Annotated in this window: 12 protein-coding genes; 10 read left to right on the forward strand and 2 right to left on the reverse strand. The window is 66.6% G+C overall.

Going from position 1 to position 14,528, the window contains the following annotated elements; genetic code table 11:
• The 3 genes from rfbB to rfbA form a co-directional block, all read left to right on the forward strand.
• The coding region (rfbB, locus tag ACXAED_RS00615; RefSeq protein WP_475046084.1) for a dTDP-glucose 4,6-dehydratase at nt 1-832 on the forward strand (832 nt) is incomplete at its 5' end.
• 102 nt (nt 833-934) lie between these two features.
• Nucleotides 935-1,786, forward strand: a complete 852-nt coding sequence (gene rfbD, locus ACXAED_RS00620) for a dTDP-4-dehydrorhamnose reductase (RefSeq protein WP_475046086.1) — start codon at nt 935-937, stop codon at nt 1,784-1,786.
• Nucleotides 1,783-2,685, forward strand: a complete 903-nt coding sequence (gene rfbA / locus ACXAED_RS00625) for a glucose-1-phosphate thymidylyltransferase RfbA (RefSeq protein WP_475046087.1) — start codon at nt 1,783-1,785, stop codon at nt 2,683-2,685. Before rfbD ends, rfbA begins: the two co-directional genes overlap by 4 nt.
• A gap of 134 nt (nt 2,686-2,819) precedes the next feature.
• Here the strand turns inward: rfbA and ACXAED_RS00630 are convergent, their stop codons facing one another.
• Entirely contained in the window at nt 2,820-3,938 is a 1,119-nt protein-coding gene (locus ACXAED_RS00630; protein WP_475046088.1) for a polysaccharide biosynthesis/export family protein, read from the reverse strand.
• Nucleotides 3,939-4,062: 124 nt separating this feature from the next.
• On the opposite strand from ACXAED_RS00630, the gene ACXAED_RS00635 reads away from it, so the two are divergent.
• From ACXAED_RS00635 to ACXAED_RS00660, 6 genes are all read left to right on the forward strand, one after another.
• Nucleotides 4,063-4,923, forward strand: coding sequence for an NAD-dependent epimerase/dehydratase family protein (locus ACXAED_RS00635; protein WP_475046090.1), 861 nt, complete (start codon nt 4,063-4,065; stop codon nt 4,921-4,923).
• Between the two features lie 19 nt (nt 4,924-4,942).
• On the forward strand, nt 4,943-5,554 hold the full coding sequence (locus ACXAED_RS00640; RefSeq protein WP_475046091.1) for a sugar transferase: 612 nt from the start codon (nt 4,943-4,945) through the stop codon (nt 5,552-5,554).
• Between the two features lie 280 nt (nt 5,555-5,834).
• Nucleotides 5,835-7,715: a polysaccharide biosynthesis protein gene (locus ACXAED_RS00645; protein WP_475046093.1), complete on the forward strand. Its 1,881-nt coding sequence runs from the start codon at nt 5,835-5,837 to the stop codon at nt 7,713-7,715.
• A gap of 195 nt (nt 7,716-7,910) precedes the next feature.
• On the forward strand, nt 7,911-10,211 hold the full coding sequence (locus tag ACXAED_RS00650) for a YjbH domain-containing protein (RefSeq protein WP_475046095.1): 2,301 nt from the start codon (nt 7,911-7,913) through the stop codon (nt 10,209-10,211).
• Nucleotides 10,212-10,213: 2 nt separating this feature from the next.
• Entirely contained in the window at nt 10,214-10,900 is a 687-nt protein-coding gene (locus ACXAED_RS00655; RefSeq protein ID WP_475046097.1) for a YjbF family lipoprotein, read from the forward strand.
• 174 nt (nt 10,901-11,074) lie between these two features.
• Nucleotides 11,075-11,326, forward strand: coding sequence for a hypothetical protein (locus ACXAED_RS00660; protein WP_475046099.1), 252 nt, complete (start codon nt 11,075-11,077; stop codon nt 11,324-11,326).
• A gap of 471 nt (nt 11,327-11,797) precedes the next feature.
• On the opposite strand, the gene ACXAED_RS00665 is transcribed toward ACXAED_RS00660, so the two are convergent.
• Nucleotides 11,798-12,619, reverse strand: a complete 822-nt coding sequence (locus tag ACXAED_RS00665; RefSeq protein ID WP_475046100.1) for a sulfotransferase family 2 domain-containing protein — start codon at nt 12,617-12,619, stop codon at nt 11,798-11,800.
• Between the two features lie 297 nt (nt 12,620-12,916).
• On the opposite strand from ACXAED_RS00665, the gene ACXAED_RS00670 reads away from it, so the two are divergent.
• Nucleotides 12,917-14,329, forward strand: coding sequence for a mannose-1-phosphate guanylyltransferase/mannose-6-phosphate isomerase (locus ACXAED_RS00670; RefSeq protein ID WP_475046101.1), 1,413 nt, complete (start codon nt 12,917-12,919; stop codon nt 14,327-14,329).
• Nucleotides 14,330-14,528: the final 199 nt, after the last annotated feature.

A 14,528-nucleotide genomic window follows, 5' to 3' on the forward strand; every position in this document is an offset into this window, starting at 1 on the left:
TGCGGTGATGCATCTGGCCGCCGAAAGCCACGTGGACCGCTCGATCGACGGGCCGGGCGATTTCATCGAAACCAATATCACCGGCACCTATCAGATGCTGGAAGCGGCACGGAAATACTGGGAGCAGGCGGGCAGGCCGGAGGGGTTCCGTTTCCATCATATCTCAACGGACGAGGTCTATGGCAGCCTGCCCGATGACCCTGCGGTGATGTTTACTGAGGAGACGGCATACGATCCGCGCTCGCCCTATTCGGCCTCCAAGGCGGCCAGCGACCATCTGGTCCGGGCCTGGCACGAGACCTACGGGCTGCCGGTGGTGCTGACCAACTGCTCCAACAACTACGGGCCCTATCATTTCCCGGAAAAGCTGATCCCGGTGGTGATCCTGAACGCGCTGGCGGGCAAGCCGCTGCCCCTCTACGGCGACGGCTCCAACGTGCGCGACTGGCTCTATGTGGAAGACCACGCGGATGCGCTGCTCTTAGTGGTGCAAAAGGGCGAAATGGGGCGGTCCTACAATATCGGGGGCGAAAACGAGCGTACCAATCTGGAGCTGGTGCAGACGCTCTGCGCCATTCTGGATGAAAAGCGGCCGCGCGCGGACGGGAAGCCTTACAAGGACCAGATCACCTTTGTGACCGACCGCCCGGGCCATGACGCGCGTTATGCGATCGACCCCTCCCGCATCCGGCAGGAGCTGGGCTGGCGGCCCTCGGTGACGGTGGAGGAAGGTCTGGAGAAGACGGTGCAATGGTATCTGGATAACGAGCCCTGGTGGCGGGCGCTGCAGGAGCGCGACGGCGTCGGCCGGCGGCTGGGGACGGGCAAGTGAAGGCTTTCCGGCTGGAAAGCCTGCCTCCGGCGGGGATATTTTTGGCCAGATGAAGTGGGATCCCGCCTGGCGGCGGGGCGCGAGAAGGCAAAGGGAGCGGGCATGAGCATCCTGGTTTTCGGCAAGACCGGCCAGCTGGCGCAGGAGCTGGCAGCCTATGACGGCGCCGCCTGCCTGGGCCGGGATCAGGCGGATCTGAGCCATCCGGCGGCCTGCGCCGCGGCCATCCGGCAGGCGCAGCCTCAGGCCGTGATCAATGCCGCTGCCTATACCGCCGTCGACAAGGCGGAGAGCGAGGAGGCGCTGGCCAATGTGATCAACGGCGCGGCCCCCGGCGCGATGGCGGCAGCCTGTGCGGAGATGGGCATTCCCTTTGTCACCGTCTCCACCGACTACGTTTTTGACGGCAGCGGCGAGGCCCCCTGGCAGCCCGGCGATACCCCCGCGCCGCTCAATGCCTATGGACGCTCCAAACTGGCGGGCGAGGAAGCGGTGCGCGCGGCGGGCGGAACTCACGCGATCCTGCGCACCTCCTGGGTGGTCTCGGCGCATGGCAGCAACTTTGTGAAAACCATGCTGCGCTTGGGCCGCGAGCGCGGGCGCCTGACCATTGTGGCAGACCAGATCGGCGCCCCGGCGCCTGCGCGGGACATTGCGGCGGCCTGCCTGGAAATCGCCCGGCAGCTGGTTGAGGACCCGGGCAAGTCCGGCACCTATCATTTTGCAGGCCGGCCCCAGACCAGCTGGGCAGGCTTTGCGCGCGAGATCTTTGCCCGGGCCGGGATTGCCTGCGACGTGGAGGACATCCCCACCGCGGATTACCCCGCGCCGGCGGCGCGGCCCTTGAATTCACGCCTCGATTGCTCCGCGTTAGAGACTGTTTTTGGTATCCCGCAGCCGGATTGGCGGTCGGGTCTGGATGAGATTTTAAAGGATTTGGGAGAATTGGCATGACAGAGGGCAAACCCGGCATGAGGACAGTCTCCGGCCGCAAGGGCATCATCCTGGCGGGCGGCTCCGGCACCAGGCTCTACCCGATCACCATGGCCGTCTCCAAACAGCTCTTGCCGCTTTATGACAAGCCGATGATCTACTACCCGCTGTCGGTGCTGATGCTGGCAGGCATCCGCGAGATCTGCGTGATCACCACGCCGCAGGACCAGGCGCAGTTCCAGCGGCTGCTGGGCGATGGCAGCCAGTGGGGGATTGAACTCACCTATGTGGTGCAGCCCTCGCCCGACGGGCTGGCGCAGGCGTTTATCCTGGCTGAGGACTTTCTGGCGGGGGCGCCGTCGGCGCTGGTGCTGGGCGACAACATCTTTTTCGGCCACGGCCTGCCGGAGCTCATGGCGGCGGCGGACCGCCAGGCGGCGGGCGGCACCGTCTTCGGCTATCATGTGGCCGATCCGGAGCGCTATGGCGTGGTGGCCTTCGGCGCGGATGGCACCGCGCGCGAAATCATCGAAAAGCCCCCCGTTCCGCCCTCGAACTATGCGGTGACGGGGCTGTATTTCCTGGATGGATCGGCGCCTGAGCGGGCCCGCCGGGTGCAGCCCTCCGCCCGCGGCGAGCTGGAGATCACCGACCTCTTGCAAAGCTACCTGAACGAGGGCGCCTTGCGGGTGGAGACCATGGGGCGGGGCTATGCCTGGCTTGATACCGGCACCCATGGCTCGCTCCTGGATGCGGGCAATTTCGTGCGCACCCTGCAGGAGCGCCAGGGGCTGCAGGCCGGCTGCCCGGAGGAGGTCGCCTACGGGCGCGGCTGGATCACCGCCGCCGAGCTGCAGGCGCAGGCCGGGAAATATGCCAAGAACGCCTATGGCGCCTATTTGGAGCGGCTGCTGAAGTAGGCAGGCTGCCGGCAAACGGCGGGCGCCGCGCCAGCGGCGCCGGGCCCAAGGCTTGCTGCGGCATCCCAGATGCCGCGGCACAGGCGCGGGAGGCCCCCGTTCCGATCCTGGATCAGACCCGTTTCAGGCCCGGATCATTCGATGACGCCGGTGCGGCTGAAGATGCCGAAGAAGTTGCCGAAGATGTTGGAGATGGTGAGCGCGTCGTTGATCGGCAACTCGGTGGCCATCACCAGATCGCCCGGGTTGATCTGGAACTGCCGCGCCGAGAACAGCCCGTCGGCAGACGTCAGATCGAGCGAGAACACCACCCGCTGCTGGCGCGGCCCGCGCACGCCGGGCGCCACCGCGGAGGCCGGGTATTCGCGCAGGATCAAAAGCCCCTTGGGATCGGCCTTGCCGTCCTGGAAGCCGCCCGCCACCGACATCGCGTCCATCGCCGACATCTCATCCTTGGTGAAGATGTGCAGGTCTTCCTCGCCGGTGGCGCCGAAGGAGAGGAAATAGCGCTCATCCTCCTCGACAAACACCCGGTCGCCGCCGCGCAAGAGGGTGTCGAGGCGGGGGTTGTTCAGCAGGGTGTCGACCGAGGTGCCATAGATCGACTGGCCGCGCACCAGCCGGATCTGCGGGTTGTTGAGGCTGGAGCTGATGCCGCCGCCTGCTGAGATCAGCCCCATCACCGTGTAGTTGCGGTCGGGCATCGGATAGGTGCCGGGCTGGGCGACGCCGGAGACCAGATCGACCGAATTGCCGCGGCCCTCGGCCATCGCCAGCTGCACCTGGGCGGAAGGAACAACCGGCTCCAGCGCCTCCTGCAGCTTGGCCCGGGCCAGGTCCGGGGTCAGCCCGTTGACGTTCACATCGCCCACATAGGGCATGAAGATGGAGCCGTTGGCGGCCACTTTCATGTCCTGCAGCTGCACCATCTTCTGCTCCGCCGCGGTCAGCAGCGAATTGTCGTTGCTGTCCCAGATGCTGAGCGACAAGAGATCGCCGGGCTGGATGATCTGGGTCTTGGCGCCCTGGTGCCGCGGCAGCCAGTTCAGCCGTTCCTGTTTGCCGGTGCCAGGCCAGGCCGCCACCGTCGGCAGCAGCGCCCGGTTCACCTGGTAGAGCGCGAAATTGGCATCGGCCTCGCCCGATTCTTTCAGGATCTCCTCGCTGGCCGGGGCGCCGCCGGGCAGGCGCGAGCAGGCTGCGGGCAGGAGGATCAGGCCGGCAGCGGCCAGCCAGGGAAGAAGTTTCAGCATCGGGAGCCTGTCATTGAGCTGCTCTGGGAACCGCCCCGGTTTGCCCGGGGGAACCGCTTTGATTTTTGTCCGGGCAAAGGATACTGGGCTGAGGCAGAGGGTTCAACAGAAACGGGCAGCAGCGATGGCAAATCCCGCCGTAATGGTTCTGGGCGCAACAGGGCGCATCGGCCGGCTGCTGCAGCTGTGCCCGCCCGAAGGCCTGGCGATGCGGCTGCAGGCGCGCCGGGCGCAGGCCGGGAACAGCACCGGAGACTGGCACATTTTCGATCCGCTGGCAGAGCCTGCGGCGCTGGCCCGCGCCGCAGAGGGCGCGGCAGCCATCCTCTGCCTGGCCGGGCCGGTGCCCGGACGGGGCGGTGCAGACGCGGACATGGCAGACCACATCCGCCTTGCCGAGGCGGCGGTGCGGGCTGGCGCGTCCGCCGGCGCCCGGGTGCTGCTGGCCTCCTCGGCGGCGGTCTACGGCGCCCAGAGCGGCCTGCTGGCAGAGGACGCCCCGCTGCGCCCCGCCAGTGCCTATGGCGCGGCCAAGGCGGAGATGGAGGCGCGCGCGGCGGCGCTTGGCGCGGAACTGGGGGTGCCGGTGTGTTCCTTGCGGATCGGCAATATCGCCGGGCTGGATGCGATCCTCGGCGGCTGGCGGCCCGGGTTCACCCTGGACCGCTTTGCCGATGGCCGCACCCCGCGGCGCAGCTATATCGGCGCCCGCACCCTGGCTGAGGTGCTGGCGGCGCTGCTGGCCGCGCCGGCGCTGCCGCCGGTGCTGAACGTGGCGCAGCCGGGGGGGGTGGAGATGGGGGCGCTCTTGCAGGCGGCGGGCAAACCCTTTGCCGCCCGCGCCGCGCCGGCCGCTGCGATCCCGGAGGTGGCGCTGGACGCTGCCCGCCTGCATGCGCTGCTGCCGGCGCCGCTGGCAGCAGCGGACCCGCTGCGGATGGCGGAAGAATGGGCCTTGTTAGAGCCTGATATGGCGGACGGATAACCTTGGAGCACATAATAACATGACCTGGCGCAAACGGCTGTTTGACCTGTTCTTTGCCACCCTGCTGATCGCGGTTCTGGGCCCCATCCTGCTGCTGCTCCTGCTGTGGCTCTTGTGGAAGGAGGGGCGGCCGCTGTTCTATGTGGCGGAGCGGATGAAGGGGGTGGACCAGCCCTTTATGCTGTGGAAGCTCAGGACCATGACCGTGGTGGACACCGATACGGGCGTGTCGGGCGGCGACAAATCCGCCCGCATCACCCGCACCGGCGCCTGGCTGCGCTCCAAGCGGCTGGATGAGTTCCCGCAGCTGTGGAACATCCTGAAGGGCGACATCTCCTTTGTCGGGCCGCGGCCGCCGCTGCGCCAGTATGTGGAGGCCAACCCCGAACTTTATGCAGAGGTGCTGAAATCGCGCCCCGGCGTCACCGGGCTTGCCTCGATCACCTATCACAAGCATGAGGCGGCGCTCCTGGCGCGCTGCGGAACCTCCGAGGAGACGGATGCGGTCTATTCCCGGCTTTGCGTGCCGGCGAAAGCGCGGCTGGACCTGATCTACCAGCGCCACCAAAGCATGTGTTTCGACTTTGACATCGTGTTTCAGACCATTGGCAATATCTTCCGCCGGGGGTAGATGGATATCGAGCGATTCCCGCATAGCCTGCGCCGCCGGACCAATGCAGGATTGGCGGGGAAACCGGGGCTGCCCGGCGGTTTTCCGCCGCTGCCCGTTTTGCGGGACAGGGGAAACCGGTTATGATAGGAACTGTGTTTAATGGGCCGCGCACCGGATTTCAGCGCCTTGGGCCATATTTGCTTTAGGGTTTTTATGCTATCCGGCAGTGGAGGCGCTGCCCCGGGGGGGCAAATGGATATAACAGGACAAGAATGCGGGCATTCGAGGGCAGGAAAGCATGTATAATCTGATCAGTGCGTTGTCGCGCCGGCAGAAGTCCTATGTCTTCCTGGCTGTGGACCTGGCACTGCTGCCGCTGGCGCTGCTGTTCACCCTGCAGGTGCAGCCGCTGCCGGAACCGGCGCTGACCACCCTGGTTTCGCTGATGCCGGTGCTGCCCTATGTGCTGGCGGCCGCTGCTGTGATGGCGCTGTGGCTGGGGCTGCCGTATGTGCAGCTCAATGCCTATGAGCGCCACGCCGCGGTGCAAAGCGCATTTTTGGCAGGCGGCACGGCGCTGGCGCTGGCGCTGCTGGCCGCCGTCTTCGGGCCGCCGCTGGGCCCGGGCACCTATGTGGTGTTTGGGATCTGCTATTTCCTGTTCATGGTGGTGGCGCGCGCGGCGATGCTGCAGCTGGTGCTGATGATTTACCGCCGCGCCAAGCCGCGCTGCCGGGTGCTGATTTACGGCGCCGGCAATACCGGCACCCAGCTGGCGCAGGCGCTGAAGGCGCATGACGGCATCGATCCGGTCGCCTTTGCCGATGACAACTCCTCCCTGCAGGGGCTGACCCTGGTCGGGCTGCCGGTGTTTGCCCCGGCCCGGATCGCCGAGATCGTGCAGGCGCGCCAGATCCGCCGGGTGCTTTTGGCGATGCCCTCGCAAAGCCAGCCGCGCCAGGCGCAGATCACCCAGCGGCTGCAGCAGCTGGGGCTGGAGGTGCAGGCGCTGCCCTCCTTTGCGCAGCTCATTGGCGAGGAGGCGCTGGTCGACAAGCTGACGCCGGTGGCGCCGCAGGCGTTCCTGGGCCGCGCCGCCCGCGATGTGCCGCTGAAGGAGGCGGCGGGCTCGTATCAGGGCAAGACGGTGCTGGTCTCCGGCGCCGGCGGCTCGATCGGCTCGGAACTGTGCCGCCAGGTGCTGACCTGCCGCCCCGGAAAACTGGTGCTGTTCGAACTGAGTGAACTGGCGCTTTACACCGTGCATCAGGAGCTTGGGCCGCTGGCCGAGGCGGCAGGCATCGAGCTGGTGCCGGTGCTGGGCTCGGTCACCGACCCGCGCCAGGTGCGGATGGTGCTGAATGCCCATCAGGTGCAGGTGGTGCTGCATGCCGCCGCCTACAAACATGTGCCGCTGGTCGAGGCAAACCCCTTGCCGGGGCTTGCCAACAACGTCTTTGGCACCCAGACTCTGGCGCGCGCCGCGGCGCGCGCAGGCGTCGAGCGTTTCATCCTGATTTCCTCCGACAAGGCGGTGAACCCGGCCAATGTGATGGGCGCCTCCAAACGGCTGGCAGAGCTGATCGTGCAGGACCTGGCGACCCGGTTCGGGGGCCGCACGGTGTTCACCATGGTGCGCTTCGGCAATGTGCTGGGCTCCTCCGGCTCGGTGGTGCCGCTGTTCCAGGAGCAGATCAGCCGCGGCGGCCCGGTCACCGTGACCGACCCGAATGTGCGCCGTTTCTTCATGACCATCCGCGAGGCGGTGCAGCTGGTGCTGCAGGCGGGCGACATGGCCCAGGGTGGCGAGGTCTTTGTGCTGGACATGGGCGAGCCGGTGCCGATCCTGCAGCTGGCCCGCCAGGTGATCGAAAGCGCCGGCCATTCCGTGCGCGACGCGGACAATCCGGACGGCGATATCGCCATCGATATCATCGGGCTGCGCCCCGGCGAGAAGATGGAGGAGGAGCTGACCCTGACCGAGGAGCTGGTCCATACCCGCCACCAGAAGATCTTCTGCGCCCGCGAAACCGTGCTGTCGGAGATCGAGGTGGCCGGTTTCCTGCGCAGCCTGCGCCAGGCGGTGGCGGCCGGCGACGAGGCGGCGGCGCGGCGGGTGATCCAGCGCTGGGTCGAGGGCTATTGCCAGCCGCCGGAGGCGGGCCGCAAAAGCTCCTGAATCTGCAAAACTCCAATGCCAGAGCCGCATATGCAGTGGCGGTGCGGCCCTGGGGCTGCACTGGCGGCGAAACCGCTGCCGCCGGGCGACGCGGCAATTGATCCGCCCCCGCCATCCATGCTCTAAGCAGGGCAGCAGGTGAGAAGGCCGGGACCGCGAGACCCGGCACAGGCAGTTCCAAAAGGCAGGTTTCCCGTGACCGCGATCAAGACCCTTCTGCACAGGACCGCGCCGCTGGCCGGGCCGCTGGCTGACTCTCGGGCCAAATTTCGGGCCAAACCGCTGTCCGAATTCCGGGCCAAAAAGCTGGCCGCCCCGGCCGCGGTGCTGTGCCTGGCGGCCCAGCCGGGCCTGGCGCTGGGACCGGAGATCACCCGCGCAGGCCATGGCGCCGCGCCGGGCACCGAGGCGGCCGCGCCGCGCCTGAAACCGCTGCCGCCGCCCAGCCTCAACTTCTATGGCAGCCCCGGCATCATCGACATGCCAAGCGCCGAAATGCTGCCCGACGGCCAGTATGCGGTCACCTATTCCTGGTTCGGCGGCACCTCGCGCTACAACATCACCTTCCAGGCGCTGCCCTGGCTCAGCGCCTCGTTCCGCTACAACGGCATCCAGGACCTCGGCCTGTTCGGCTTTGACACCTATTACGACCGCGGCTTTGACGTGCGCGCGCGGCTGTGGCGCGAGCGGCGCTGGCTGCCGGAGGTCACCCTGGGGCTGCAGGACTTTGCCGGCACCGGTGTCTATGCGGCGGAATATTTTGCCGCCACCAAGCGGTTCGAGGCCGCCGCCCTGGGCTGGGGCCGCGCGCCCGGGCGGCTGAAGCTCACCGCCGGGTTGGGCTGGGGGCGGCTGGGCAGCCACGGCGCCATCGGCGCGACCGGCGGCACCCGCCCCTCCTTTGTCGGCGGCAGCACCGGCGGCAAGCTGGCCACCGACCAGTGGTTCCGCGGCGATGTGGCGCCCTTTGCCGGCTTTGAATGGCAGCCCGATGCGCGCTGGAGCCTGAAGGCGGAATATTCCACCGACGCCTATGAGACCGAAACCGAGGTCTCCGACGTGTTCGAGCGCAAATCCTCGCTCAACTACGGGGTGGAATACCAGTATTCCGACCGGCTGCGCCTGGGCGCCTATTACCTCTACGGCTCGGAGATCGGCTTTACCGCGCAGATCCAGCTCAACCCGAACCAGCCGCCGACCCCGATGGCGGTGCCCGCGCCGCATCCCGTCATCCCGCGCACCCAATGGGCGACGCAGGACAGCCACTGGCGCCAGGACTGGGCCGCCAGCGAAAACAAGACCCGCCAGATCCGCGACTTGGTGGCTGAGGCGCTGAAGGCGGACGGGCTGGTGCTGGAGGCGATCACCTTTACCGGCACCACGGCCGAGCTGCGCTACCGCAATTCCCGCTACCGCTCGGCCTCGCAGGCGGCGGGCCGCGCCGCCCGCGCCCTGGCCCAGACGCTGCCGCCGTCGGTGGAGACCTTCCGCCTGGTGCCGGTGCGCCGCGGCCTCGGCCTTGCGGCGATCGAGATCCGCCGCTCCGATCTGGAGGCGCTGGAGTTCGATCCGGAGGCGCCGGACGCGCTGTTTGCCGCCGCCGGGGTGCAGGATGCCGGGCCGCTGCCGGAAGACGCGATCTTCTCGGGCGAGCTGTACCCGGCCTTTGCCACCTCGGTCAGCCCCTATACCAAACCGGCCTATTTCGACCCGGAGCAGCCGTTCCGGCTGGATGCAGGGCTTGATTTCGCCGCCTCCTATTCGCCCGCGCCGGGCTGGCGCATCGCCGGCACCATCCGCCAGCGCATCTGGGGCAATGTGAAGAACGGCCGCGCCTCCAACTCGGTGCTGCCGCATGTGCGCACCGACCAGGTGGAATACGCGCAGTTCGGCACCACCCTGGAAAACCTCTATCTCAGCCGCCTGTGGAAGCCCGGGCGCAACCTCTACGCCCGCGCCACCACGGGCCTGTTCGAAAGCATGTACGGCGGCGTCTCGGGCGAGGTGCTGTGGAAGCCGGTGAACAGCCGCCTCGGCCTGGGGCTGGAGGCCAATTACGTGGTGCAGCGCGACTTCGACCAGCGCTTCGGCTTCCGCGACTACCGCACCTTCACCGGCCATGCCTCGGCCTATTACGAACTGCCCAAAGGCTATCTGATGCAGGTCGATGCGGGCCGCTACCTGGCGGGCGATTACGGCGGCACCTTCAGCCTCACCCGCGAGTTCGACAACGGCTTCATGGTCGGCGGCTTCTTTACCCTCACCAACGTTTCGTCCGAGGACTTCGGCGAGGGCTCCTTTGACAAGGGGTTCCGCTTCCGCATCCCGGTGGACTGGCTCTTGGGCAAACCGTCCCGCTCGGGCTTCGGGCTGACCATCCGCCCGACCCAGCGCGACGGCGGCCAGCGGGTGACGGTGCCGGACCGGCTTTATGGATCGGTGCGCGAGGCCCACCGCAAGAGCCTGGAAGAACAGCGCGCGAGGTTCTGGGAATGAGCATGATCCGTTTCACCGCCGCCGCCCTGGCCGCGGCGGCGCTGCTGCTGGCGGGCTGCAGCAGGGGGCCGGAAAAGACCCCGGCAGAGCTGGAAGTGGCGCAGGCGGTGGGGGATCTGATCAGCCGCCGCCGCAATCCGCCGCCGCCGGCGGCCGAGCTGACCCGGGCGCTCTTGGACCAGCAGACCCAGGCCTATATCGAGGTCGTCATCGAGAACCGCGGGGCCAGGGCCTATCTGACCCGGGCCCTGCAGCGCCGCGACAGCCGCCCCGGGCAGATCGAGGTCTGGCGCACCCTGGACAATGTGTCGGTCGCCCTGCGCAACGGCATGGTGATCGCCACCCGCGGCCTGGGCGGCGGGCTGTTGTCGGCGCAGGTGCCGGCCGCAGACGGGGTGGCAGGCCCGGCGCATGGCGGCGCCCGGCGTTATACGGTGCGGGCAAACGGCAACGGCCAGGCGGTGCTGAACATGGCCTGCAGCCTGCACGACCTGGGCCCGGCGCCGGTGGAGATCGTCGAAATCACCCATCCCGCCCGCCATCTGCAGGAGCGTTGCGAAGGCAGCGGCGGGGTGGTGGTGAACGACTACTGGGTTGATTCCCGCCCCGGGCGCAATCAGATCTGGCAATCGCGGCAATGGGCCGGGCCGGAGACGGGTTATGTAAAAATCCGCCAGCTGCGGCTCTGATGCGGCGCCATTTTCCGCCCGCTTCCCGCGGCTTTGCGGCAACGGGCGGAAAAAATTCGCGGCGCAAACCGGATTTCAAGAGTTTTGCAGCTATTCCATGCGTTGAAATGGACAACAGCCTCCCATAAGGTCGCCTCAACGCACCTTTCCACAGTTCTCCAAAGGAGTTTGAAAATGAAAAATCTTCTGACTGCCCTGACCCTGGCCGCACTGGCTTCGGCAACCGCCGTGTCCGCTCAGCAGGCCCCGGCTCCCGGCGCGGAAACCGGCGCTGGCGCCGGCGGCTCCGGCGGCATGGGCATGGGCGTTGCCGGCGGCCTGAGCGCCGGCGCCGTTGCAGGCGTGGTTGCAGGCCTGGTTGTGCTGGGCGTGGTCGCTAACGACGACGACGAAGTCGGCACCACCACCACCACCACCACCAACTAAGAGCTTTGCCGCGCCGCGGGCGCGGGCATGGTTTCAGGGAAACGGGCCTTTCGGGGCCCGTTTTCTATTGCCGGCCCGCGCTGAAGCCCGCCGGCCGCCTGTGCGAAGAGATCGACGAGCGCGGCGATGCTTTCCTCGCCCGCGCAATCGGGGGCGGGTGGCCATAACTCTGGATCGATGCGAACTGTCTCAAGGTCCGGCTGGGGGGACCGTCCCTGTTGCCGCCGCCATCTTCGGCAGGCCGGCTATCACCGGCGCGGCTGCCGCGAAGTTCTGAGCATGCCCGCCGGCCCGTCCGAGGCCGGGACCCTCGGGGCGGAATTCCTGCGCGTTCTGGTGCGGCGCGGGTTGCGTGGCATCCTGCTTGTCATCGGCGGCGCCTGCAGTGGCATCTAAGCTTCGGCCGGGCGCTTGCCGAACAGGGCCTTGCAGCGCTGGCGGGGCTTTCCACCGAATGCGGGCCGGGTGTTTTCAGTACCCGATCTGATCAAAGTCATCGGCATAGACGCGGCGTATCGCCTGCCGGGCGGCCGGGCTGAGCTCTTCTTTGCCCCTTGTGGTGTTTATGTGGGGCAGGGTCTCGGGCAGGCGGTATTGCCGGGCGAAGGGGCCCCATTCATCCTTAAGGGCCTCCAGCCGAAGGATGTGGCTAACCGCACCATGATCACCGCTCAGGAACTCTGCTTGCGGTCGAAAGTGCATCCAATTCTGGACCTCTGGCCGATGCAGGTGCTCCGTTGCAAAGGTGTTATGATCGCCATGCAGGTTCCGGTTTGCCCACAGGCGGTCAACCCCGTTGCCACCGCCGTTCTTGAGGTAGCGGTAGGCGGACAGATAGCGCGTGTATGGGTCTCGTGTAACGGCGAAGGTAGGCGGGATCTCCCGGCCCTGAGCCCATTTCTCATAGAACGCATACGTCTGGTGGCCCCGTGTGCGCGCGACGCCAAGCTTCAAAATGCTGGAGCCGGCCGACTTTGGGATGTGGATGAAAATCAGCGGCGCCTGCCAAATGGCGTCCGGCGGGCCCGTTCTCTTGGCTTTGACCAAATCCCAACGCAAGCGCCAGTCCCTGTAGGTACCGTGGAGCCGCCCACGCCAGCTATCGAGATCAACTATGCTCATAACGTCCTCCAGAACTGGATTGACTACGGCAGAGGCTGCCGCACCGGTCAAGGGGGGTGATAGCCGATCGTGCCCCAGCTCCCGGCTGGCCAAATGCTGCCGGCCGTTACCGGTCCGCGCTAAAACCTTCACGCGGTTCAGTTCGCGCCCGCTCATCATTACCCATTCCATGGCTGCTCCCGCTGCCTGTTTTTACAGGCCGGGAGAGTGGCATTCCGGAATCGCAGGAGAGTGGCAGGTTAGCTTTGCAGCTACATCAAACAATTCTGTAATGTGGATTATGTTGTTTAATTGACCGGCCGGCGGTCCTGGCGGCCATAAGCTGCGTGAGGCCCTCCCGGCCTCAGCAGGGCCAAAACACAGGCGGCATTCTTGAAACCGCGGTTGATTTACCGGCTGTTCTTGCGGGCGAAAGATTGATCATGGATAGTTTCAAGATAGCTGAACAATGTGTTTGGAGAGCGCTTGATGATTTATCCTGTTATTCTGTGCGGCGGTTCGGGAACACGGCTTTGGCCCAGTTCGCGGCGGGCTTTCCCAAAGCAGTTTGCCGCACTTGCAGGCAAGCAAAGCCTTTTTCAGAATGTGCTCTCGCGTCTGAGCGGACCGGAATTTGATGCTCCGGTGTTTGTCACCAACGAGGATTTCCGCTTTCTGGTGGAAGACCAGGCGGCGGCATTGGGGCTTTTGGACGGGCGCATCCTGCTGGAGCCTGCCATGCGCAACACCGCCCCGGCGGTTCTGACGGCGGCGCTGACCCTCAAGGACCAGCCCGGGGCGCTGATGCTGGTGGCGCCGTCGGATCACGTGATCCGCGACACGGAAGGGTTTCTCGCCTCGGTGGCGGTGGCGGCAAAGGCGGCGCAGGAGGGGGCGCTGGTCACCTTCGGGGTGACGCCGGAACGCCCCGAGACGGGTTTTGGCTACCTCAAGCTGGCGGAGCCGGCTGCCGCCGGGCAGGCTGTTGCGCTGTCCGGCTTCCTGGAAAAGCCGGACCGGGAGACAGCCGCCGGGCTGCTGGAGCAAGGCAACGTCCTGTGGAACGCCGGGATGTTCATGTTCCGGGTCTGCGATATCCTTGAGGCCTACAAGCTGCACGCCCCGCATATGCTGGCGCTGTGCGATGCGGCGGTGGCGCAGGGGGAAGAAGACCTGGGGTTCTTCCGGCTTGGCGCCGGGCCTTATGAGGAGATCGGGGCGGTCTCGATTGATGATGCAATCATCGGCAAGGCCGAAAACGTCGTGGCGGTGCCGCTGGCCTCTGACTGGTCCGACCTGGGCAGCTGGGATTCCCTGCACGCGGTCTCCGCAGACGGGCCGGACCGCCTGTCGGAAATGGGCCCGGTGACGGCGATCAGCTGCGAGAACACGCTGTTGCGGAGCGAAGAGGACAATATCCGGCTGGTTGGGCTGGGCCTGAAGAACGTCGTCGCGGTTGCCATGCGGGATGCGGTTCTGGTCGCCAGCCTGGACCATGCCCAGGACGTCAAGAAAGCCGTGGAGGTGCTGAAGGAAACCGCCGTGCCGCAGGCCGAGGACTATCCCCGGTTTCACCGGCCTTGGGGGTGGTATGAAACCTTGTGCCTGGGGGAGCGGTTCCAGGTGAAGCGGATCATGGTCAAGCCGGGCGGCGTCCTGAGCCTGCAAAGCCATATGCACCGCTCTGAGCATTGGATTGTGGTTGCCGGCACGGCGCAGGTGACGGTGGGCGAGACGGTCAAGCTGCTGTCGGAGAACCAGTCGGTCTATGTGCCCCTGGGGGCCGTTCACCGGATGGAAAACACCGGCAAGGTCCCGATGTATCTGATCGAAGTGCAGACGGGCGCCTATCTGGGCGAAGACGATATCGTCCGCTATGAAGACGTCTATAACCGGAACTAGCCGCGGCCGGACAGGCGGCGGCCGAAAGGCGGGGCGCTGCATGTTGCAATCCCAATACAGGGGGAAACTAATCCCGTTCCGCGGCCGCTTTTCTGCGGGCGGCCGCCCGCAAAGCGGTACACAGTCCAAAAGGCCGGCCGAAGGGCGGGCCAGGGCGCAGCTGCGGCTGGCCCGGGACGGCAAAGACAAGAGCAAGGTT

This window comes from Leisingera sp. ABM4_103 (assembly GCF_056158685.1).